This is a genomic window from Ruegeria jejuensis (assembly GCF_041537905.1).
Lineage (GTDB): Bacteria > Pseudomonadota > Alphaproteobacteria > Rhodobacterales > Rhodobacteraceae > Ruegeria_C.
On the sequence record NZ_JBGRUO010000022.1, the window covers coordinates 63,463 to 85,966 of the forward strand.

The following is a 22,504-nucleotide window of genomic DNA, read 5'->3' on the forward strand; positions in this document are numbered from 1 at the left end:
GCCGCCTTTCAAGCACTGCCGGTTCTCAGTTCCCGGCGCTTTCCATCTTGCGATGGGCGACCACCTCTTCCAGCCAGCCCAGCTTCATCTCTGGTACGGAACTGAGCAGCAAGTCGGTATAATCGTCGAACGGTGGGCTGAGAACTTCGGATTTCGAGCCATAGCGCTGCACCTTGCCCTGATACATCACCGCGATTGAATCGCTGATCGCGCGGACCGTGGCAAGGTCATGGGTGATGAACAGGTAAGCCACATCCTCGATCTTCTGCAAATCCAGCAGTAGTTTCAGGATGCCATCCGCCACCAGCGGATCGAGCGCCGAGGTCACCTCGTCGCAGATAATCATCTTGGGCTTGGCCGCCAGCGAACGTGCGATGCAGACCCGTTGTTTCTGGCCGCCCGACAGCTCGGCCGGATAGCGATCCATGAACTTCTCGCCCAGCTCGATCTCGTCCAGCAACTCGATGATGCGCCTGCGCTTTTCCGACCCGCGTATGTTGAAGTAGAACTCCAGCGGGCGGCCGATGATGGTGCCGACGGTCTGGCGCGGGTTCATTGCGACATCGGCCATCTGATAGATCATCTGCAACTCGCGCAGGTCTTCTCGGGTGCGTCCGGCCAGATCGCGCGACAGGGTGCGCCCGGCAAAGTCGATCTGCCCGTCGCTGGGCGGCAGAAGACCAGTGATGACCCGGGCAAGCGTCGATTTGCCCGACCCGGATTCGCCGACAACGGCCAAAGTCTGACCCGGATGCAGATCGACGGTCACGTTCTTGAGCACGTCGAAATTCAGGCCCTTGTAGCGCGCCGTGATGTTCTTGACGCTCAGCACCGGTTCCGGTGTGGGCGTCTTTTCCTCATGCTCGATCGAGCGAACCGAGACCAGCGCCTGGGTGTATTCTTCCTTGGGGTGGTTGATGATCTGATCGGTATGGCCGTATTCGACCATATCGCCCATCCGCAGCACCATGATGTCATCGCTGACCTGCGCCACCACAGCCAGGTCATGGGTGATATAGAGCGCGGCAACACCGGTGTCGCGAATGGCCTCCTTGATGGCCATCAGCACGTCGATCTGGGTGGTCACGTCCAGCGCCGTGGTGGGCTCGTCGAAGACCACCAGATCGGGTTCAGGGCAGAGCGCCAGCGCGGTCATGCAGCGCTGTAGCTGACCGCCCGAAACCTGATGCGGGTAGCGCTCGCCGATATTGTTCGGATCGGGCAGGCCGAGTTTGCTGAATAGCGTGCGGGCCCGTTCCTCGGCCTCCTTACGGCTGAACTTTTTCTGTTCCACCGCTGCCTCGACGACCTGATCCATGATCTTCTTGGCCGGGTTGAACGAGGCTGCTGCTGATTGCGACACATATGTCACCTCGGCCCCGCGCAGGTTGCGAATGTCACGGACCGATGACTTCAGGATGTCGCGTCCGTTGACCCAGACCTCGCCGCCGGTGATTTTCACACCACCCCGGCCATAGGCCATCGAGGCAAGCCCGATGGTGGATTTCCCGGCCCCGGATTCCCCGATCAGCCCCAGCACCTTGCCGGGCGCGAGGTCAAAGCTGACCCCGTGCACGATTTCGATGTCATGAGGCTTTTCGCCCGGTGGATAGACGGTTGCGCCAATTTTCAGGTCACGGACCTTGAGAAGCGGATCGCTCATCCCCGGCCTCCTTTCAGCGATGTGGTGCGGTTCAGCACCCAGTCGGCCACCAGGTTCACCGAGATCGCCAGCGTGGCGATGGCGACAGCCGGCAGCAGGGCGGCGGGAATGCCATAGACGATGCCTTCCTTGTTCTCTTTCACGATTCCGCCCCAGTCAGCCTCGGGCGGTTGCACGCCAAGGCCCAAGAAGGACAGCGTCGAGACGAAGAGCACCGCAAAGATGAAGCGTAGCCCCATCTCGGCGATCAGCGGGCTGAGCGCATTGGGCAGGATTTCCCGGAAGATGATCCAGCCGATTTTCTCACCCCGCAGGCGCGCGGCTTCGACATAATCCATGACCGAGATATCCACCGCCACGGCACGCGCGAGACGATAGACGCGGGTCGAGTCGAGCAGGCCCATGACAAGGATCAGGATCGGGATGGTCACCGGCATCACCGACAGCACCACCAGCGCGAAGATCAGCGTCGGGATCGACATGATCAGATCAACGAAGCGCGACAGCGCCTGATCCACCCAGCCGCCCATCACGGCGGCAAAGAAGGCCAGAACCGAGCCGGTCACGAAGCTGAGGATCGTGGCGGCGGTGGCGATGAAGATCGTGGTGCGCCCGCCATAGATCATCCGGCTGAGCAGATCGCGGCCAATATTGTCGGTGCCGAGCCAGAAATTCGACTCGGTGAATCCCGGGGGCGCGATCCCAAGCATGATCTCGATCTTGGAGGGTTCCCATACATCACCGACCACTTCGGCCATGCCGTAAGGCGCGATGAGCGGCGCGAATAGCGCCATGAGAAAGTAGAGGGCCGTGAGGAACAACCCGATCATTGCAGAGATTGGGATGTTCTTCATTTCGGGTGCCTCAGTCTCGGGTTCGCCAGGATCGAGACGATGTCGGCGATCATGTTCAGGACGATATAGACAGCCGCAAAGATCAGCCCGCAGGCCTGCACCACCGGTACGTCGCGTTTCGACACGTGATCGACCAGATACTGCCCCATGCCCGGATAGACAAAGACCACCTCGATCACCACGACGCCAACCACCAGATAGGCCAGGTTGATCATGACGACGTTCACAATCGGCGCGATGGCGTTGGGGAAGGCGTGGCGGTAGATGACCTGAAACCCGCTCAGGCCTTTCAACTCGGCGGTTTCAACATAAGCCGACTGCATCACGTTCAGGATCGCGGCGCGGGTCATGCGCATCATATGCGCGAGCACCACAAGCGTCAGCACGATCACCGGCAGGGCGATGGATTGTAGCTTTTGCCCCAGGCTCATGTCGTCATTGATCATTGCGACCGACGGGAACCAGCCCAGTTTTACCGCAATGAAATACATCAGCAGATAGCCGATCAGGAATTCGGGGATCGAGATCGAGGCCAGCGTCACGCCCGAGATCAGCTTGTCGGGCCAGCGATCCCTGTAGCGCACCGCGATCAGGCCAAGCAGGATTGCCAGCGGCACCGAGATAATGGCGGCCCAGAAGGCAAGGAAAAGAGTGTTCGACAACCGCTGGCCGACGCTTTCGGCAATGTCCCGCCCGTTTGTAAGCGCCGTGCCAAGGTCACCCTGCAACGCCGCGAATAACCAGTTGAAATAGCGGGTGACGGGGGGGTCGTTCATCCCCAGTTCCTCGCGCAGGTTGGCAAGGGATTCTGGGGTGGCGGATTGTCCGAGAATGGATTGGGCCACGTCGCCTGGCAGGATCGTGGTGCCTGCAAAGATCAGAATGGACGCGGCGAGGAGGAGAAGGGTGCTCAGCACAAGGCGCTGAGCAACCAGTTTCACTACGGGATGCATACCGTCCGGACCTTAGGCCGTTTTCCAGGTCTTCTTGGGGGCCTTCCAGTACATCAGCTCGCCATTCGGGTCGCCCTCATAGCCTTGCACCGAGGTCGAGACCGCGTCGATGAAATCGTTGAACATCGGGCAGATCAGGCCGCCTTCTTCGTTCAGCATGCGACCCATCTTGGAGTAGATCTCTTTCCGCTTGGCCTCGTCCGTTTCGGCCCGCGCGCTGATCATAAGCTCGTCAAATTCGGGACGTTTCCAGCGCGTGTCGTTCCAGTCGGCGGTGGACAGATAGGCGGTGGTGTACATCTGGTCCTGCACCGGGCGGCCCGACCAGTAGGAGGCGCAGAAGGGCTGTACGTTCCACACTTCCGACCAATAGCCATCATTGGGCTCGCGCTTGATTTCCAGCGGGATACCGGCGGCCTGCGCCGACTGCTGGAAGAGGGCGGCGGCATCCACCGCGCCCGGAAAGGCGCCATCGGCTGTGCGTAGAATGATGGGCGAGCCGTCATGGCCGGACTTAGCGTAATGCTCCTTGGCCTTTTCCAGATCATGCGCGCGCTGCGGGATGGTATCGTCAAACAGCGGATAGGCCGCATTGATCGGGATATCATTGCCCAGACCGCCATAGCCGCGCAGGATCTTGTCCACCAATTCCTCGCGATTGATCGCGTATTTCAACGCCAGCCGCAGTTCGTTGGAATCAAACGGCGCGGTGTCCACATGGGCGATGAACACGTAATGGCCACGGCCCGAGACGTTGTTGACGGTTACATTCGGAGCACGTGCCAGCAACTGCGCGATTTTTGGCTCGACGCGGCTGATCGCGTCCACCTGACCCGATTGCAGCGCAGCGGTCCGCGCAGTGGCGTCGTTCAGCACCAGAATCTCGGACTCGTCATAATGCGCGTATTTGTCCAGCGCCCAGTAATTGGGGTTGCGCACGAACTGCATCCGCACGCCCGGTTCATCGGATTCCAGAACATAGGCGCCGGTACCGATCGCCGCGTTGGGATTGTCAAAGCCGCCATCGGGCTGGATGATCAGGTGATAATCCGCGATCAGATAGGGCATGTCGGCATTGCCGGCTTCCAGAGACATCTCAATGACATCACCGTCAACTTTCATCGACTCGATGCCCTGCACGATGCCCAGAGCGCCCGATTTCGAATCCTCGTTGGTGTGCCGCTCAATCGTCCGCTTGACGTCCTCGGCGGTCACGGTCTTGCCATTCGAGAATTCGATACCCTGACGGATTTTGAAGCGCCAGGTCTTGGCATCGTCGGAGCCTTCCCAGCTTTCGGCCACCAGCCCGTTCAGCTGGCCCTTGTTGTCCACTTCGACCAGCGTTTCGCCCCAGTGGAAGCCGCCCGCGATCGGCACGTCGGATGCATAGAGCGCCGGGTCTTGCGTGTTGGTGCTTTCGCCGCCCTGAACCCCCATGCGGAATGTACCGCCCTTGACCGGATCGGCGGCCTTGGCGGCCTTGGCGAACATGGTGCTGGCGACGGCTGCGGACACACCCAGTGCGGCGGCTTTGCCCATGAACTCACGGCGTGTCATTTTCCCAGCCGTCACGCGGCCGGACATATAGTCGAGTTGGTCGTTCATCGAGATCTCCCGGTTGATGAGCTGCGCGTTTGGCGCGCGGTTTTTTGTTGATTGATGGGTCAAGGTTTGCGTATTTCCTACCGCCCGGCAAGGCTTAATGTCCCATTGTTGCCGAACGGAACCCTCTTGGGCGGCGCCAAATTCGCAACTGAGTGTCGCATCGCGTGGTGATACTGTCGTTTCCCAGCTTGAAAGCAAGCCCGTCGGGCGGCGGGAAGGGTGGGGCTCACTTTCTATTTTCATGTTTTATTGGACCCTGCGCCAGAGATCGGCGCCTCGGTAGCCTCAATCCGAGACCTGATGCGCGCATTGCGGCCTACCGTGATTCCTGCCGTATCCGGCCCTTCTTACAGAGATCAGCGCCGGTCTGCGCTGTCCATCCAGATCGTGACTGGCCCGCTATTGGTAAGCTCGACGGCCATATCCGCGCCAAAAACGCCCCGTTCGACCGGGATGCCGTGGCTCTGGAGCTGATCGGCGAAGTATTCATAAAGCCGCTTGCCCTCATCCGGTGCAGCCGCCTCGGAAAACCCCGGTCGGTTGCCGCGTCTGGTGTCGGCGGCCAGCGTGAACTGGCTGACAACCAGCGCCGCACCGCCCATGTCCCGGATCGAGCGGTTCATCTTGCCAGCGTCGTCGCGAAAAATCCGTAGCTTGGCGACCCTGGAGGCGAGTTGCACAGCCTCCCCCTCATCATCGCCCCGCATGGCGCAAACAAGGATCAGCAGGCCAGCGCCGATCTGTCCGACACTGTCTCCGTCAACGCAGACACGGGCCTTTGACACTCTTTGGATCAATGCGCGCATTGTGCCTGCCGCCTCCTGTTCAATCGTCGTGCCAGCGGGTGAAGTCATCCGGTTCCGCCCGTTCAGTGCGAAATCCGTTGGCCGGATGCTGTGTATCAGAATAGCCGAACGAGATTGCACACAGGATGAGGTGATCCTGCGGAATGTCGAAATACCGATGCAGGAATGGGCCATAGCTGGCCACCGCCGCCTGCGGGATGGTTGCGATGCCAAGCGCTTGTGCCGCGAGACAAAATGCGGTGACGAAGCCGCCGCAATCCATTGCGCCATAAGCACCCAGTTCCGCCGGGCTTGAGATGACGGCACAATGAGGGGCATCGAACAACGCAAAGTTCCGCATCATCTCGCGCGCCGACCCCGCACGGTCGCCCTTGGTAACTCCCACCGCCTCGTAGAGAGCCCAGCCACAGGCCCGCCGCCGGTCCTGATAAACGCCGCTATAGGAGCTTGGGAAAGGCAGATCGGGGTTCGGCGCCGCGCCTTGCACCTCGTCGGTCAAAGCCGTGCGAAACCTGTCCGTTGCGGCACCGCTTGTCAGATCGACGCGCCAGGGCTGGGCATTGCACCAGCTTGGCGTGCGTCGGGCTGTGGCCAGAATCTGTTCGATCTCGGGTTTGGCAATCTGGGTCGGCGCGAAGGCGCGGCAGGAGTGCCGCTCTGCCATCAACATATCCAATGCGTGCAGATCCATCCGCTGCCCTTTCTGCGCTACTGGTTGGTTGCAACCACATAACCGACACCGGCCGCCACAAGCAGGCCAAGTGTTACCGCGATGGCGATCTTGATCGCCGACCAGGGGCGTTCGCCCTGAACGCGGCCCGTGCGGCCATTGACCACGAACCGATAAGTTTCGCCACGAAATTTGTAAGCCGCCAGCCAGACCGGCAGCAGGATATGCTTGAAGGTCACGTCAGAGACGGTGGTTTCGACCCCATGCACGCGCTGCCGGTCACCGCCGATATCAAAGCGCACATCGCGCTCGATCACGCGATCCATATGGTCGCGCGCTTCGCGATACCCTTCTTTCAGCTCGACCGTATAGGCCTCGGCCCGGAAGCCCGCCAGATATTCGGGCTGATAGGGCTCCAGCGCGGGCAGGTCCCAGGGTTCCAGCGCGTCGGTATATTTCTTTGGCAAAGAGCGTGAGGCCAGCACCAGCACGTCATCGAAGAACCGCGCCACGCGGCCCGATTTGGGCGTCCAGCGGACCTTGGGCACCTGTTGCTGCACCCGCTTGCCGTCGCGCATGACCGTTCGGGTCTCGTAGTAGACGATCCCTCGCTCGCCCCGGTAGCGCGATTTGGTATCCGCATCAAAGGTCCAGTAGGGCACGTAGATACCCTGCATCTTTCGTCCCTTTCGGGCGTACTCTTTCAGACCGTTGGGCGCGAACCAGAGCGCGCCCAGCCAGTCCGACATGGCTTTCTGAGCACTACGCTCATCCAGCGCAAAGGGCAGCACGCCGCGCGGCTTGATATGGCGGTTGACGCCGGTACCGGTCACCACCGGGGTGGCGCAGAACGGGCATTCGGCGGCATGGGTGTCGGGGTCGAACTCCACTTGCGCCGCGCAATTGGGGCAGGAGAGCACGCGGGTCTCTTCGATCTCGGCCTCGGGCAGGGCCTGCGCCATAGCGGTATCGAAATCCAGCTCGCGCAGAGAACCGCTTTTCCACGGCCCGGCGCTGATCTGTTCGGTGTTGCCGCAATGGCCGCAAACCAACGCCCCGCCGGATGGGTCGAACCGGTAATCGGCCCCGCACTGATCGCAAGGAAAGCGGTGTTCGGAAAGGGGCGCGCTTTGGTCTTGGGTCATTAATAATCGTAGCCCAGATAACGGTTAGGTTGGTCGATATCACCCTCGTGCCCAAGGAAGACGGCCCAAACGCCGCCTGGCCGCCAGATGCCCTCCATGAGCGCTTCGGCGGCGGGCACGTCGCCACGCCCCTCACGGGCATAGCGCAACATGAAGGCCGATACGCGTGCGTTGTAAATGCAATGCACATGCACGCGCGCATCGCCGAGCGCGGCCATGGTGTTGGTGAAGGCGATGTAGTCCTGCTCTGACGGGGCGTCGAAATCTACAGGGATATAGTGATACGCCATTCCAGCCGATGCGACGCTGCCCGGTTCATCCACCAGTGCGCCCTTGTTGTCGTGCGGCCCAAGATTGATGATATCCGTTACCCCGGCCTCGGCCAGGGCAGCGATCTGGTCTTCGCTGGGCTGACCCGACAGGGTGAGCCGGTCATTCACCTGCCGGAAATTGAGAATGTCAGTGAGTTGCGCCATGGAACGGCCTTCCTGTTCCTGCGCTAGGCGCCCGGCGGCGGGGGCGGCAGGATGGTGAATAGCTGCGCCAGTTCCTGAACGTCCTCGGCGCGTTTCCAGCCATCCTGGCCGGCGGTCCAGACAAAGGTTTCTCTGGTAATCTCGCCAGCGGTCGCCATGCGACCCAGCTTGGCCTTGGAAAACGGCCCCGAGGTCTGCCCATCCACCGCGATATGCCACACATGCTCGACCGGGGGTGGGGGCGGCGGCGCCACAGACGCTGACGGTCGCGTGGCAGCGGGGGCGGGCGCCCCCCACGGGCCCGACGGCTGACCCGCTGCCATGTTCCCCAGTTGCTGCGCCATCGCCACGCCCATTCCCATGCCAAGCCCTGCGCCCATGCCGCCACCCCCGCCGGGATTGTTGGCGGCGGCAGTCATGGCTTCGGCGGCAGAATACTGAGTGAACTTGCCCAGATCACCCGCAAGCCCCATCGAGGTGCGCTTGTCCAGCGCCGCCTCGACCGCAGGCGGCAGTGAGATATTCTCGATATAAAACTCCGGCATCTCCAGCCCATAGGCGTCAACCACCGGCGAGACCTCGGCCGCGATCAGCTTGCCCAGATCGGCGGTATTGGCGGCCATATCGAGTACCGGAATACCGGAACTGGCGATAACGCGGGAGAACTCCTGCACGATGATGTTGCGGATCTGATAGCTGATCTCGTCCATGGTGAACTCACCATCGGTGCCGACGATCTCGATCAGAAACTTGGCGGGGTCCTTCACCCGCACCGTATAGGTGCCATAGGCCCGGATGCGGGTGGGTCCGAACTCGGGATCGCGCAGCATGATCGGGTTCTTGGTGCCCCATTTGAGGTTGTTGAACCGGGTCGTGTTGACGAAATAGATCTCGGATTTGAACGGGCTTTTGAAGCCGTGGTCCCAATGCTGCAGCGTCGTCATGATGGGCATGTTGTTGGTTTCGAGCATATAGAGCCCCGGCGTGAAGACATCCGCCAACTGCCCCTCATGCACAAACACCGCTGACTGCCCTTCGCGTACGGTCAGCTTGGCACCATATTTGATCTCATGCCCTTCGCGCTGGAACCGCCAGACCATGGTGTCGCGGGTGTCATCGACCCAATGGATGACATCGATGAATTCACCGGAAAGAAAATCAAAAATACCCATGGTGCAGTCTTTCTCCTGTCTTCGGGCCTATGATGAAGGTCCCATCAGTTCCCGCGCAATAACCTCGGACACGGGCCGCGCCTGATCGGCTGTCATGCCCTGTCGCAGGCGCGGGTCATACAGCATTGTCAGCAGTTTTTCGTCATGGCTGGTCAGCAATGCAAATTCGTCGTCATCGTTGAAGATCGAAGGCCGCGCGGCGGGGCTGTCATTGGGCAGGCCAAGCCCTTGCGAAATCTCTTCGTGAATGCAGCTGAGCCGTACCAGGTCTGGATGCTCGGCCCGTATCAAGGCCACCGCACGCGTATAGTTCTGCGGCGCGCCATTGGCCGAGACCGCCACAACAAGGCAATAAAACGAGCGCGGCAGGTTGTCGAACAGCGCCAGTTCGTTTGCACTGATCGAGGGGATGATCTGCTTCAGGCGCTGCTGAACAAATTCCGTGTCGTCTTCGCCAGCCACGAAAACATGGAAATTGGGGTTGCGATTGCTGGCGGTGATCGGGTGTTTGGTCAGCCGCGCGAGACGATCCGCGAAGTTGGCGACGTTGCGCGCGTCCTGTTCGCGTCGCTCCAGCGGGACCGAGGCGCCGAACTCGGTGCTGATCCGCACCGGCCCCGACCAGCGGCTCAGCCGTCCGCTGGCGCGGCGGCTGGATAGCGGCACAGCGGCCTGGGAATACTCGTCAAAAAAGGCGATCACCTCGAAATTGCGGACCAGATCTTCGGAATCATAGGGCGTGTCCGGACCGCCGCCATCAGTGCGCAGCAGGCCGCGGGTCAGCAGATCATTCTGCACCTTCTCGTAATAGCGCGCCAAATCCTGGCTTTTGGCTGACGGCGCAACAAGAACGGGCTCTGCCGGGACCAGCCCGGCAGGGCGGGCTGGGGGCGTCAGCGAGGTCTGCAGACCCTGCTCGCACGCCCCAAGCAGCGCCAGAAGCAGGGCAGCGGCCCCGATCCGGGCCACCCCGATCCGCGATTGTGCCCGAGCGCGCCGCATTTGGCTCAGCCGGGAACCGCGGTGGAGGCGGTGTCGCCCAGACCATCCTTGCGTGCCTTGGCAGAGGCCAGCGTGTCGCGCAGCTCGGTCTCCATCTTCTTGAGCTCCTCTTCGGCGGCGGCGCGCTTGGCCTTGCCTTCGTCGGCGATCTGCAGGCTTTCGTTGATGGTGCCGATCAGGTCGGCATTGGCCTGTTTGACCGCTTCGATGTCGAAGACGCCGCGCTCCATCTCCTGCCGGATCATCTTGTTGCTTTCGCGCAGATTGGCGGCATTGGCGGTCAGCAGCTCGTTGGTCAGGTCATTGGCGTCGCGCACGGCCGCCGCCGCCTCGGCGCTGCGCTGGATGGTGACGGCCTGTGCCAGTTGCGTTTCCCAGAGCGGAACGGTGTTGACCAGGGTCGAGTTGATCTTGGTCACCAGCGATTTGTCGTTCTCCTGCACCAGCCGGATTGAGGGCAGGGATTGCATCGTCACCTGCCGCGTCAGCTTCAGGTCATGCACGCGGCGTTCCAGATCATCACGCGCGGCGCGCAGATCGCGCAACTCCTGCGCCTTCATCACCTGTTCTTCCTCGGGCGCGGCCTCGACCGCAGCTTCTTTTTCGGGAATTTCGGTGCTGTCGAGTTCGGTCAGCTTTTCCTCGCCTGCCGCGATGTAAAGCGCCAGTTCGTCATAGAAGCCCAGTGTCTTGTCATAGAGCAGGTCGAGCGATTTGATGTCTTTGAGCAGCGTATGTTCATGGCCCAGCAGGTCATCGGTGATCTTGTCGATCTGGCCCTGCACCTCTTCGAAACGCGCGGTGAACTTGGCGAAAGGCGCGGCCCGGCCCATCAACCTTTCCCACCAGCTTGCCTTGCGCCGTACATCCAGTTCGCTGACCGAAAAACCGCGGATCGTGGTGACGATATTGCGCAGAGAGTCCCCGGCCGGTCCCACATCCTTGTTGCGTACATCCGCCAGCATGGCCTGACTGATCTCCTGCAATTCGGCCTGCGCGCCGGAGCCGAAGGACACGATCGAGTTCGTGTCATCCATGTTGATCTCGTCCATCCGTTGCCGGATTTCGGCCTTCACCGGTTCGTCAGCCTCTTCCAGCGGAACAATCGCGTTCTGCGGCTGGGGCAATTCGATCTCGGTCACTTCTTTGACGATGGCGGTCGCTTCTTCGGCCTTCTTACGAACGGTGTCTGACATGAAAAACTCCCCTATTCAAAATCGCGCGGTTCAGTCCAGCCGCACGCCTTCGCGCTGCAATCGCTCCCGCAGCACCTCAATTTCAACATTTAGATCGCTGCGATCATCCAGCAGCATCTTGCGCGTACGCGCGGCGAAGTTCTGTTCCAGATCATCCAGAAGCGCCGTGTAGTCGGCCAGCGCCTTTGGGTCGCGGGTGCGAGCATGGATGTCGGCAAACTTGACAGAGGCGTCGCGCGCGCCGCGCAGATAAACGGTCAGATATTTACGCGCGGCGGTCAGGTCACGAGGGTCTTCCTCGACGGTGCGGAACAACTCGCGCGCGGTGGTCTGAAACCGTTCGACCCGTGCCTCGATCTTGCGATCACCGGCGCGTTTGATGGCGTCGCTCATGTCAGCAAGCAGCGTTTCCGCCTCATCCACCGCGCGGGCGACGCGGTCCTGCTGGAAGGTGTCGATACCTTCCATGCCCTTGTCCTTCATCGGGTCAACGCCAAACGCGGTGCCATGCAGCGCGGCAGTGGCAAGAGCATAAAGCACGGGGGCCAGCAGGCTGGCGGTGCCCGCATCCATGAGGTCGTTCTTGTAGGCGGTCAGGCCGATGCCAAGCCCGGTCAGGGCAGAGGCGAAAATCTTGCGCGGAAAGGCCGGGCGCCGTGCGACCTTGCGCGCGCGATAGGCGCTTTCGGCGCGCAGCCCTTCGCGCAGAAGCCACGCCGCCAGCACCAGCAGGGCGGCAGCAACCAGCCCCATGGTCAGTCCCACGGCCCCGTCATTGAGCGAAAAGAACGCGATCAGCAGCGGTGGCAGGAACAGAATGTTTGTGCGGAATCCCGCCGGATCGACCCGCGCCCCGTCGAACTGGCCGCGCGAGGGCGCCGTTTGGGCGGCGTCATCCTGCGATTGCGGGCTGTATTTCCCGCCGAATTTCTGTGCCATGGCGTCAGAGCCCGCCGATCCAGCCGGTGGCGACACCCAGCATCAGGATCAAAAGCCCTATAAAGGCGGCCTTTTGGATGCCAGATTGAGACATGACTCCCCCGATTGCGGCTACGTTGACGCGAATCTAGGCGATGCAGGCGCCCCTTGCTAGGGGGAAGGTTGCGCTAAAGCCCTCACGAGCGAGGGTTTTTAGGCCCGCTCCTGCGCTGACGTTGGGGCCTGGTGGGGCGTTTGCCGGTTGGTTTGCCTGTTGGCTTGTCAGCGGGTTTGCTTTCAGCATCCAGCCCAAGCTGGTCGCGCAGCACCCGGCGGCGCACTTCTTCGACCTCGCCTTGCTTGAGATTGCCGAGCTGGAACGGGCCATAGGAGACCCGGATCAAGCGGTTCACGGCAAAGCCGATATCCTCCATTGCGCGTCGGATTTCGCGGTTCTTGCCTTCGCGCAGACCAACACTCACCCAGGCATTTGCACCCTGTTGGCGGTCCAGTGTCACGATCATTTTCTGGAACCGCTCGCCATCGATCACCAGACCCTGCCGCAGCGGTGCGAAATCCTCGTCCTTGGGGCGACCATTGATCCGCACCCGGTATTTGCGCAGCCATCCGGTCGAGGGCAGTTCCAACTTGCGTTTGACGCCGCCATCATTGGTCAGCAGCAGCAGCCCTTCGGAAGTCAGGTCAAGCCGCCCAACGCTCATAACCCGTGGCAACTCCTCGGGTAGGTCGTCATAGATGGTCTTACGGCCTTTTTCGTCGCTGGTCGTGGTCACCAGTCCGGTGGGTTTGTTGTAGAGCCAGAGCCGCGCGGGCTCGGGCTCGCCCACCTGTTTGCCGTCCACGGTGATCTGGTCACTGGCGGTGACGTTCAGGGCCGGGCTGTCGATCATCTTGCCGTTCACGGTGACACGGCCGGCCGCGATCATGCGTTCGGCTTCACGGCGCGAGGCGATCCCGGCGCGGGCCAGAACCTTGGCGATCCGGTCGCCGGGAGGGGGTGTGGTGCTCATGGCCGGGCTTTAGACCATTTGCCCCGCTTGCGAAAGCCGAAGATGTGCGGCAGTCAGGGGCATGGTGTTCCGATCCCATATGGCGCAAGCGCTGGACGAAGCGCGCGCGGCTGCCGCGCGCGGCGAGGTTCCGGTGGGGGCCTTGATCGTCGCGCCCGACGGCACGGTGGTGGCCGCCGCCGGAAACCGGACACGCGAGTTGAACGACCCAACCGCACATGCCGAGATTCTGGCCCTGCGCGCGGCCTGCGCGGCCGCCGGGTCGGAACGGCTCCCGGACCATGACCTCTATGTCACGCTGGAGCCCTGCGCGATGTGCGCCGCCGCATTGGCCGCAGCCCGGATCGGGCGCATCTATTATGGCGCCGCCGATCCGAAATCGGGTGGTGTCGCCCATGGCGCGCAGGTCTTCACCCATCCGCAGACGCATCACACGCCCGAGATTTACGATGGCATTGCTGCCGACGAAGCCGAGCGGCTGCTCAAGGCGTTCTTTGCCGAGCGCCGGGGCGGCTGCGGGCAAAACTTCGATGTCGGGCCTTGATCTAAAGCGGGGTTGAGCAATTAGGCTGCTTGCAAATCAAGAACGAGAGCGGCTATGCACCAGATCGGTGGACATATTCAGGGTCTTTACGAGACGCATCTTCCGGTTTGCAACCTGGAGCGGTCGGTGGCCTTTTATCGAGATCGGCTGGGGCTGGAACTGGCCAGAGTGATTCAAGAGCGGAACGTGGCGTTCCTGTTTGTCGGTGACGCGCGAACCGGGATGCTGGGGCTCTGGCAGGCGGGGCACGGACCACTGCACATGACCCTGCATTTTGCGTTTCGTGCGACTGAGGAAGTGATCCTTGATAGCTGCGACAGGCTTACGGCGGAAGGTATTTCGCCACAGGGGTTTTATGGCGAACAGGTATCCGAACCGGTTGTGATCGGCTGGATGCCAGCGCTGTCGATCTATTTCAAGGATCCGGACGGACACTCGATCGAGATGCTGCATGTGATGGACGCCCCTGCTGATCCGGGGTTTGGTGTCGACAGCTATTCCGCCTGGAAACGCCGCTAAAGCCACCACAGCTAAGGGCTTGGCGGCGGCAATTCGCCGAGCCATCGGGCGGGCGCATGATCTTGTTGGCCATAGGCCTGGATGCTCTGTAAGAAATACAACCATAAGGGTATTTTGGAGTTTTGAGTATGCAGCGGATTACCGGTAGCGTAGGGCAGGATGGCGCGAACGCCGAAGGGGATGTGCGGATCGTTCGGGCCTTGCTCAGACGTCATCGCATCTGGTTGGGCACCGAGCGCGATCTGCCCGAGGATGGGCCTGCGGATCAATCGCTGATCACCGCGATTTCGGCGTTTCAGATCGGGGCCTGCGCCCTGCGCGTCGCAGATGGCCGCGTCGACCCGAACGGGTTCACGCTGCGGCGTCTGAACCTGCCCAACATCCCCGCGCCACGCCACGATGTCTTCAACTTTTGTTTTCGCCGAGATGGTGATGCGATCAGTGATACGGCATTTGCCGGGGCAGCGCAGACGCTGGGTTGCGAGGTGGCGGCGATCCGGGCGGTGGCCGAGGTCGAATCGCCACGCGGGGCGTGGCTTGACGATGGGCGCCCATCGATCCTGTATGAGCGGCATTATTTTCGCGACCGCACCAACAGCGCCTATAACCTGACACATCCACATCTTTCAGGTCCTTATGGCGGGAGTTATGGCACCTTTGGCCAGCAATATGACAAGCTCACCGCCGCCGCGACACTTAACGAACGCGCGGCGCTCGAATCGGCGTCCTGGGGCCGCTTCCAGATCATGGGCGCGAATTACACACAAACCGGTCATGCGGATGTCTTCGCCTTTGTGACTGACATGAATACCAGCACCGCGCGGCAGTTGGAGGCCTTCGTCGCGTTCATTCAGAACGACACTGTGCTGTCCCAGGCGATTATTGCCAAGGACTGGACCCGTTTCGCCGCGCGCTACAACGGCGAAAACTATCGCGACAACCAGTATGATACGCGGATGGCGGCGGCCTATCGGCGTTACGCTGCGAAGGTACCCACGCAATGAAAAGATTTGTTCTGTCGATTGGCCTGATCGCATTGGCGGGGTGCGCGCAGGCGCAATCCTGGAGCCAAATGCTGGATCTGGGCGATCATGGCAATCTGCATGTGGTACCCTTTACCGAGTATCTTGGGTCGGATGCCCCGTTGCTGCGCAACGGGCAGCGGTGCGGTTTCCGTATCGGCGAGGGTGCAGCGGCCAGATGGGTCGTGACGGTGGGCGAGGGCAGTACCGAGATGATGTCCTGTGATGCGCTTCTGGAGTTCGGTACGGTTGGTCCCGATCGTAACATGATCGGCGCGATATACCGGTTCCGCCCGACGCCGCGATCCAGCTATGTGGGGCCGCTCGTTCTGCGGTTGGATGGCGACCAGTGGGTGGTGGATGACAGCCTGCTCGAAACGTTGGCGAATCGTCAAAGCTCGGTCGAAACGCTGGCCGACCTGAATGATGTGCTAAGCCAATAGGCGCGCGTGCCGCCGCGCCCGGGATGCGTGAGCCGGGCGCGGCGCAGCCAATCTGGCTAGACCGTGATCGCCTTCAAAACCTCGGGTTCGATCACATCGACACCGGGCAGCCCGTCGATCAGGTCCTGTGCCGATTGTTCGAGGATCGGGAACGTCTTGTAGTGGCAGGGGATCACGGTCTGGAAATTGAAGTACCGCCTGGCCGCATAGGCCGTGCCCTTCATGTCCATGGTGAAATGACCGCCCGCGCTCAGTACGCCGATATCGGGTTTGTAATAGTCTCCCATCCAGTCCATATCGGCCATGATGTCGGTATCGCCGGAAAAATAGACCGTCTTGCCTTCGGCGCACAGCATGAAGCCCACTTCGCTACCACCGGTGCGCAGCCCCTCGGGCGTGGAAAAGGTCGAGCTGTGCGAAGCGGGCACCATGCTCAGGCTGATGCCGCCCAAATCGACCGTGCCCCCCTTGTTGAAGCCCACCGTTTCGATGCCTTCGGCCTCGCTCCAATAGCCCATCAGGTCGTATTGGCCGACCACCGGCACGCCGAGTTTCTTTGCCAGTGGCAACACATCGACCACATGGTCGAAATGAGTATGGGTCAGCAGGATATGGGTGGCCCCGGCGATGGCGTCGTTGTGTTTGTCCTCGGGCAGTACCGGATTTCCGGTCAGCCACGGGTCAAGCAGCAGAACCTTGTCGCCGGTTTCGATCCGAAAGCTGCCATGGCCGAGCCAGATGATGTCCATGAGGTCACTCCTTTTTTCTGTTGGCCGCAACCTAGCATCCGCTAAATAAAAAGCCATGGAGTGGATGCGCGAAATAGATGGATATTGCGAACGGCTGGACCCGGGGTACTGGGCCGAGCCGATCAATGCGGTGACCAATGCCGGTTTTCTGATCGCTGCGTTTATCATGTGGCGCCGCGTGCGGGGGCAGGGCCTGCCACTGGCGATGGCGCTGGTGGCGATCCTGGCGTTGATCGGGGTGGGCAGCTATCTGTTCCACACCCATGCACGGGTCTGGGCGGCTATCGTGGATGTGGTGCCGATCGGGCTGTTCATTCTGGTCTATTTCTATGGGGTCAATCGTGATTTTCTGGGGTTGAGCCTGTGGCCCGCTCTGGGTCTGACGGTGCTGTTCCTGCCCTATGCGGTTATCACCGCGCCGCTTTTCCAACTGGTTCCGGGGCTTGGAGGCTCCGCAGCCTATGCACCGGTGCCGCTCTTGATCCTGATCTTTGCGGTTTTTCTCAGGCCGCGCGCGCCGGATACCGCGCGGGGCATGACCCTCGGGGCGGTGATCCTGATCGGGTCGATCACTTTGCGGGCACTGGACGGCCCGTTTTGTGAAGTGTCACCAATGGGCACGCATTTCCTTTGGCACATCCTGAACGCGATCATGCTGGGCTGGATGATCGAGGTCTACCGGCGTCACATGCGCCCGGAAGGCAGAGGCGTGGCGACAACCTGAGCGGAGCCGAGCAAGCGCAGCGCGATCAAGAAGGGAAATGATATGGCAGAGTTATAAGCGGACGTCCTGGTCATCGGCGGGCTGATGCAGGAGTTGGAACAGCGGCTCGCCCGATAGGCCGGTCAATGGCCGAAAAGAGCCCACAGTGCATGCGTCTAAAGGTCTCGAAGGCAAATGATCCGAAACCAGCTAGTATCGCCAATCAGACCAGTTTACCGCCCACAGGACTCCGTTTACCTTTCTGGCTCTGCAGGCCCGAGGCAGAATGCTACGACGCTGATTGCACAAGCCCAAAACAAGTGCTCCCGAAGCGAGGCCATCTCAATACCGGCCGCAAGGTACGTATTTGCCCACCAACCAACAATTGCAGGCAAAGACAAAAAGCCGAATGCATGAAAGGCTGTGGTCAGTCTGTTGCCAATGGCCGGATTAGCTTTAAAGAAGAGACTGTTAAGGCGATTAGCGGCCAGTCCGCCTAACGCTATTCCGGCAAACATGCTTCCGAAAAACGCTAACCCTCCCAGTGCTGGCCAAGCCTTACCACTCGCAACACCGGCAACCACGAAGAGGGCGATTGGGGAAAGGCCCGCCCAGAGAAACCACCTCGAATTAGAGAGCCTTTTCAGTAGATCAATCAACATGATGGCTCAATACAGTTTGCTCGCGGTCGATACCACCTGATTTCACCCCTTTTGTTGTAGTGAGTTTTGTGGGCCGTCAGCTAAGAGCTCATGGTAGACGGCAGCTAAGTCCGCATAGTCGCTGTTTAACCTGTCGTGTGGCTGTGACCATACGGGCGCAGGGCGTGCGCGCTTTCGGAGGCGCCTTGTTGACAGCTTGAAACGCACGCGCCAGCCCTTGCGACCCGGCGCGTGCGGCGGTAAATGCCCCCTGACGCATATGAGGGTAACCGATGTCGATTGACCAAAGCACCGCCGCCAAAGTGGCCAAGCTGGCCCGGATAAAGGTCGAGGAGGACGCGCTGCCGGCGCTGGCCTCGGAATTCAATACGATCCTCGGCTTCATCGAGCAACTGAACGAGGTGGATGTCGAGGGAGTCGAGCCGATGGTCTCGGTCACGCCGATGCGGCTGAAACGGCGCGAGGATGTGGTGACGGACGGCAACCAGCAGGACAAGGTGCTGGCCAATGCCCCCGATGCGCGCGAGGGATTTTTCGCGGTTCCGAAGGTGGTGGAATAATGACTGAACTGAACACTCTGGGTCTGGCTGAGGCCCGCGACCTGCTGCGCAAGGGTGAGACCACCTCTGTCGAGCTGACCGAAGCCTGCCTGAAAGCCATCGAAGATGCTGGTGCGCTGAACGCCTTTGTGCACAAGACCCCCGAGATCGCGATGGAGCGCGCGCAAGCCGCCGATACCCGCATCAAGGCGGGCGATGCGCCTGCGATGTGTGGCCTACCGGTGGGCATCAAGGACCTGTTCTGCACCAAGGGTGTGGAAAGCCAGGCCGCCAGCGCGATCCTTGAGGGTTTCAAGCCCGAATACGAATCCACCGTCAGTCAGCAACTGGCCGATGCGGGTGCCGTCATGCTGGGCAAGCTCAACATGGATGAGTTCGCGATGGGGTCCTCGAACGAGACTTCGACCTATGGCAATGTTGTCAACCCGTGGCGGCGCGGCAATGACGATGCGCCGCTGACGCCGGGTGGCTCCTCGGGCGGGTCGGCCAGCGCTGTGGCGGCTGACCTGTGCCTTGCCGCGATCGGGACTGACACGGGCGGCTCGATCCGCCAGCCCGCCGCCTTTACCGGCATCACCGGCATCAAGCCCACCTATGGCCGCTGCTCCCGCTGGGGTATCATCGCCTTTGCCTCCTCCCTGGATCAGGCCGGGCCGATGACCAAGTCGGTGCACGATGCGGCGATCATGCTTGAGGCGATGTGTGGGCATGACCCCAAGGATTCGACCTCTGCCGATCTGGCGGTGCCTGATTTCGAGGCGATGCTGACCGGTGACATCAAGGGCAAGAAGATCGGTATTCCGAGAGAATACCGCATGGAGGGCATGCCCGCAGAGATCGAACAGCTTTGGGCCGATGGCACCGAGATGCTGAAAGCGGCGGGTGCTGAGATCGTCGATATCTCGCTGCCGCACACGAAATACGCGCTGCCCGCCTATTACGTGATCGCCCCGGCTGAGGCCTCGTCGAACCTCGCCCGCTATGACGGCGTGCGCTATGGCCACCGGGCGCAGTTGGCGCAGGGCGACGGCATCACCGAGATGTACGAGAAAACCCGCGCCGAGGGCTTTGGCCACGAAGTGCAGCGCCGGGTGATGATCGGCACATATGTGCTGTCGGCAGGCTTTTACGATGCCTATTACAACCGCGCGCGCCGCGTCCGCACCCTGATCAAGAAGGATTTTGAGGATGTCTTTGCCCAAGGCATCGACGCAATCCTGACCCCGGCCACTCCCTCGGCGGCCTTTGGTCTGGGCGAGATGACCGATGCTGATCCTGTTCAAATGTATTTGAACGACGTGTTCACCGTGACCGTCAACCTGGCCGGTTTGCCGGGTATCTCGGTGCCCGCCGGGCTCGACAAACAAGGGCTTCCACTGGGTTTGCAGCTGATCGGGCGCCCCTGGGAAGAGGGCGATCTGCTGAATACGGCCTATGCGCTGGAGGCCGCTGCGGGTTTTGTGGCCAAAGCCGGGAAATGGTGGTAGACACCCGCCGTAGCAAAATCAGCAGGACGATGGTCATGCGTGTACTCTATCTGGTTCCCGTTTTTGGGATTTTGGCAGCCTGCCAGTCAACCGTTCCCGATTCCGGGGCGGGGTTCAATACGCCCACCTATCAGGCGCAGCGCGAGGCAGCGCTGGCCGGTCAGACCATAACCGGCGACCCGTTGGCGCCGCCCTCCGCCGTATCATCGGAAACGCTTGGCGCGACCGGCGCACCGCTCTCGGCCACCACAAATCCGACGCCGGGTGTGTCCGGCACGGGCACCTCTGTGCCTGCCGCCGGCAGCGCCGAGGATATCGCCCGCGAAACCGCCAATGCGCTGCAACAATCGCAAGGCAATTCCGGCGTCGCACCCGTTCAGGCCAGCCCCTCGAACCCGGCGCCGCAACTGATCGACAATGCAGGCATCTCGGACGAGAACGACTTCGACGCCGTCTCCAGCCGTCAGACGATCGAAAGTGATGCTCAGCGGATCGCGCAGAACCGCGCCAATTACCAGCAGGTGACTCCGACCGCCGTGCCCGAGCGCAGCGGATCCGCACAGCCCAATATCGTGCAATATGCGCTCAGTACCTCGCATCCCAAGGGCACCAAGGTCTATTCGCGGGCCGGATTCAACCTGCAGGCCAAGGCGCAGCGCAACTGCGCAGGCTTCGCCTCGCCCGACCTGGCGCAGATTGCGTTTCTTGAGGGCGGCGGGCCGCAGCGTGACCGCAAAGGGCTGGACCCGGATGGCGATGGGTATGCCTGCGACTGGGACCCAAGCTCCTACCGTAATGCGGTCAGCAACTGAGGCGTGGCGCCGCTCTGGCATCCGTCCCCCAATTTCGGCCCCCGCCGGGACGGGCTGAAGCCTGCTTTTGTGGTGATCCACTATACCGCCATGATCAGCGCCGAGGCGGCGCTGACACTGCTTTGTTTGCCTGAGGCCGAGGTCTCGGCCCATTACCTGATCGGTGCGGATGGCACGACATGGCAGATGGTGCGCGAAGAAGATCGGGCCTGGCATGCCGGGGCAGGAGAATGGCAGGGGCTGACCGATATCAACTCCCGTTCGATCGGGATCGAGTTGGACAATACCGGCGCGACCCCCTTTGCCGAACCTCAGATGGCGGCTCTGGAGACGCTGCTGTGTGCTGTCTTGGCCCGCTGGGACATCCCGCCGGATAACGTGATCGGCCATTCCGACATGGCACCGGGCCGCAAGATCGATCCCGGCCCGCGTTTTGACTGGCAGCGGCTGGAGCGGCAGAGGCTGGCGGCGCCAACCATTATACGCGACGTGCAGGATCGCGATCCGCTGCTGTTTCGCGCGCGGGCCGAAGCGGCGGGATATACCTCTGATGTCAGCGACGAAGCGTTGCTGAGCGCGGTGCGCCAACGCCGACGCCCCTGGGCGCGCGGTGATTTGCGGTCAGAGGATCTGGCAGTTCTGCCGCAGCCGTGAGGGGGCCTCAGGCGTCTATACCCAATGCGGCAAGAGCCTTTTTGACCAAGTCGCCCATGTTTTTGGCCTGAACGTCCTTTATCCAGACATCGTTGACCTTCTTGACCTTCTCCCATTTCGTCTTTTCCGCTTTGGCGGCTTTGATGATTTTCTCATGTGCCTTCCATATGCGGTTGGCCGGACCCGGTACCGCGCGGAACTGAAGCAGAATCTTCATCGCCGTCGCTTGCGGTGCGGTGCCGGTGGTCGAAGGAGATTTGATCACGGCAAGGCAGATTTTCTCGGCGGATTTGTGCACGTCGACGAGGCCTTTGTAGACCTTGATCTGCTTTCCGGACTGTTTGATCAGAATGTCGCAATAGGTTGTGCGCTCACGCAGCAGAAGGTCGTAGGCCTGCAGCGCCTTGAGATAAGCGTTTCGCGCCTTTTTCTCTTGCGAACTGCCCATGCCGGACTTGTCCGCGGCCTTCCACCACTGAGCCCATTTGGCGGTGGTGTTGCTTGGTATGTCCGGAAACTTGGCTTTTGCTGCCTCTTCTGTGGCTTTGGCGCGGGCGTTCAGCGCCTTCATCAGCTTTTGGGTTTCCTTGTCCGTTATTCCGACAAGCTTTTCCAGTTGCTTGGGATCCTTCGGGTCGATCTTTGCGGCATCCCGAACCGTGTTTATGTTCTTGTATAGGCTTTCGGCCTTGCCGAAATAGTCGTGGGCCTTCTGCAATTTTGACATGGCGTCCAGAATATCTGCCACTTCAACTCTCCTAACTCGAAAAAAACGACCTGAAATCGGGCCGTGGGGAACTATAAAAATCAGTGGCGTTGCTCATATCATGTTTCAGGTTCGAAATCTGTGAGCACGAT

24 protein-coding genes are annotated in these 22,504 nt (G+C 61.1%); 9 read left to right on the plus strand and 15 right to left on the minus strand.

What is annotated here, in order from left to right:
- Positions 1-25: 25 nt before the first annotated feature.
- The 13 genes from AB1E34_RS20745 to AB1E34_RS20805 all read right to left on the minus strand — a co-directional run bounded on the left by AB1E34_RS20745 (position 26) and on the right by AB1E34_RS20805 (position 13,491).
- Positions 26-1,663: an ABC transporter ATP-binding protein gene (locus tag AB1E34_RS20745; protein WP_372574223.1), complete on the minus strand. Its 1,638-nt coding sequence runs from the start codon at positions 1,661-1,663 to the stop codon at positions 26-28.
- A complete protein-coding gene (locus AB1E34_RS20750; protein ID WP_372574224.1) occupies positions 1,660-2,517 on the minus strand; it encodes an ABC transporter permease in 858 nt (285 codons plus the stop codon). Before AB1E34_RS20750 ends, AB1E34_RS20745 begins: the two co-directional genes overlap by 4 nt.
- Complete coding sequence (locus AB1E34_RS20755) at positions 2,514-3,470, minus strand: ABC transporter permease (RefSeq protein ID WP_372574225.1); 957 nt, start codon at positions 3,468-3,470, stop codon at positions 2,514-2,516. Before AB1E34_RS20755 ends, AB1E34_RS20750 begins: the two co-directional genes overlap by 4 nt.
- A gap of 12 nt (positions 3,471-3,482) precedes the next feature.
- Positions 3,483-5,075, minus strand: coding sequence for an ABC transporter substrate-binding protein (locus AB1E34_RS20760; protein ID WP_372574226.1), 1,593 nt, complete (start codon positions 5,073-5,075; stop codon positions 3,483-3,485).
- A gap of 356 nt (positions 5,076-5,431) precedes the next feature.
- A complete protein-coding gene (dtd, locus tag AB1E34_RS20765; RefSeq protein WP_372574268.1) occupies positions 5,432-5,881 on the minus strand; it encodes a D-aminoacyl-tRNA deacylase in 450 nt (149 codons plus the stop codon).
- 19 nt (positions 5,882-5,900) lie between these two features.
- Positions 5,901-6,572 carry a nitroreductase gene (locus AB1E34_RS20770; RefSeq protein WP_372574227.1) on the minus strand — a complete coding sequence of 224 codons (672 nt, stop codon included), beginning with the start codon at positions 6,570-6,572 and terminating at the stop codon, positions 5,901-5,903.
- A 17-nt stretch (positions 6,573-6,589) separates the two neighbouring features.
- Positions 6,590-7,696, minus strand: a complete 1,107-nt coding sequence (locus tag AB1E34_RS20775) for a primosomal protein N' (replication factor Y) - superfamily II helicase (RefSeq protein WP_372574228.1) — start codon at positions 7,694-7,696, stop codon at positions 6,590-6,592.
- Entirely contained in the window at positions 7,696-8,172 is a 477-nt protein-coding gene (locus tag AB1E34_RS20780; protein ID WP_372574229.1) for a protein tyrosine phosphatase family protein, read from the minus strand. The genes AB1E34_RS20775 and AB1E34_RS20780 overlap by 1 nt, the downstream gene beginning before the upstream one ends.
- Before the next feature lie 23 nt (positions 8,173-8,195).
- Complete coding sequence (locus AB1E34_RS20785; RefSeq protein WP_372574230.1) at positions 8,196-9,344, minus strand: SPFH domain-containing protein; 1,149 nt, start codon at positions 9,342-9,344, stop codon at positions 8,196-8,198.
- A gap of 27 nt (positions 9,345-9,371) precedes the next feature.
- Positions 9,372-10,346, minus strand: coding sequence for a DUF2927 domain-containing protein (locus AB1E34_RS20790; RefSeq protein ID WP_372574231.1), 975 nt, complete (start codon positions 10,344-10,346; stop codon positions 9,372-9,374).
- Positions 10,347-10,351: 5 nt separating this feature from the next.
- Entirely contained in the window at positions 10,352-11,542 is a 1,191-nt protein-coding gene (locus AB1E34_RS20795; RefSeq protein WP_372574232.1) for a toxic anion resistance protein, read from the minus strand.
- A 30-nt stretch (positions 11,543-11,572) separates the two neighbouring features.
- Positions 11,573-12,481: a 5-bromo-4-chloroindolyl phosphate hydrolysis family protein gene (locus tag AB1E34_RS20800; protein ID WP_372574233.1), complete on the minus strand. Its 909-nt coding sequence runs from the start codon at positions 12,479-12,481 to the stop codon at positions 11,573-11,575.
- 176 nt (positions 12,482-12,657) lie between these two features.
- Positions 12,658-13,491: a pseudouridine synthase gene (locus tag AB1E34_RS20805; RefSeq protein WP_372574234.1), complete on the minus strand. Its 834-nt coding sequence runs from the start codon at positions 13,489-13,491 to the stop codon at positions 12,658-12,660.
- 61 nt (positions 13,492-13,552) lie between these two features.
- Between AB1E34_RS20805 and AB1E34_RS20810 the strand changes: the two genes are divergently transcribed.
- From AB1E34_RS20810 to AB1E34_RS20825, 4 genes are all read left to right on the plus strand, one after another.
- The gene (locus AB1E34_RS20810; RefSeq protein WP_372574235.1) at positions 13,553-14,035 is read left to right on the plus strand and encodes a nucleoside deaminase; all 483 of its coding nucleotides are present in this window, start codon (positions 13,553-13,555) and stop codon (positions 14,033-14,035) included.
- 54 nt (positions 14,036-14,089) lie between these two features.
- On the plus strand, positions 14,090-14,554 hold the full coding sequence (locus AB1E34_RS20815; protein WP_372574236.1) for a VOC family protein: 465 nt from the start codon (positions 14,090-14,092) through the stop codon (positions 14,552-14,554).
- Positions 14,555-14,682: 128 nt separating this feature from the next.
- Positions 14,683-15,558: an N-acetylmuramidase family protein gene (locus AB1E34_RS20820; RefSeq protein ID WP_372574237.1), complete on the plus strand. Its 876-nt coding sequence runs from the start codon at positions 14,683-14,685 to the stop codon at positions 15,556-15,558.
- The gene (locus AB1E34_RS20825) at positions 15,555-16,019 is read left to right on the plus strand and encodes a hypothetical protein (RefSeq protein WP_372574238.1); all 465 of its coding nucleotides are present in this window, start codon (positions 15,555-15,557) and stop codon (positions 16,017-16,019) included. Before AB1E34_RS20820 ends, AB1E34_RS20825 begins: the two co-directional genes overlap by 4 nt.
- A 56-nt stretch (positions 16,020-16,075) precedes the next feature.
- On the opposite strand, the gene AB1E34_RS20830 is transcribed toward AB1E34_RS20825, so the two are convergent.
- A complete protein-coding gene (locus AB1E34_RS20830; RefSeq protein ID WP_372574239.1) occupies positions 16,076-16,768 on the minus strand; it encodes a metal-dependent hydrolase in 693 nt (230 codons plus the stop codon).
- Positions 16,769-16,823: 55 nt separating this feature from the next.
- On the opposite strand from AB1E34_RS20830, the gene AB1E34_RS20835 reads away from it, so the two are divergent.
- The 5 genes from AB1E34_RS20835 to AB1E34_RS20855 all read left to right on the plus strand — a co-directional run bounded on the left by AB1E34_RS20835 (position 16,824) and on the right by AB1E34_RS20855 (position 21,646).
- Positions 16,824-17,492, plus strand: a complete 669-nt coding sequence (locus AB1E34_RS20835; RefSeq protein ID WP_372574240.1) for a ceramidase domain-containing protein — start codon at positions 16,824-16,826, stop codon at positions 17,490-17,492.
- A 913-nt stretch (positions 17,493-18,405) separates the two neighbouring features.
- Positions 18,406-18,693 (plus strand): Asp-tRNA(Asn)/Glu-tRNA(Gln) amidotransferase subunit GatC, encoded by a 288-nt coding sequence (gene gatC / locus AB1E34_RS20840; protein WP_372574241.1) that lies wholly within the window; start codon positions 18,406-18,408, stop codon positions 18,691-18,693.
- On the plus strand, positions 18,693-20,180 hold the full coding sequence (gene gatA / locus AB1E34_RS20845) for an Asp-tRNA(Asn)/Glu-tRNA(Gln) amidotransferase subunit GatA (protein ID WP_372574242.1): 1,488 nt from the start codon (positions 18,693-18,695) through the stop codon (positions 20,178-20,180). Before gatC ends, gatA begins: the two co-directional genes overlap by 1 nt.
- Positions 20,181-20,215: 35 nt before the next feature.
- Positions 20,216-20,992, plus strand: coding sequence for a hypothetical protein (locus AB1E34_RS20850; RefSeq protein WP_372574243.1), 777 nt, complete (start codon positions 20,216-20,218; stop codon positions 20,990-20,992).
- Positions 20,993-20,995: 3 nt separating this feature from the next.
- On the plus strand, positions 20,996-21,646 hold the full coding sequence (locus AB1E34_RS20855; RefSeq protein ID WP_372574244.1) for an N-acetylmuramoyl-L-alanine amidase: 651 nt from the start codon (positions 20,996-20,998) through the stop codon (positions 21,644-21,646).
- A gap of 7 nt (positions 21,647-21,653) precedes the next feature.
- On the opposite strand, the gene AB1E34_RS20860 is transcribed toward AB1E34_RS20855, so the two are convergent.
- On the minus strand, positions 21,654-22,394 hold the full coding sequence (locus tag AB1E34_RS20860) for a hypothetical protein (protein ID WP_372574245.1): 741 nt from the start codon (positions 22,392-22,394) through the stop codon (positions 21,654-21,656).
- Positions 22,395-22,504 lie beyond the last annotated feature (110 nt).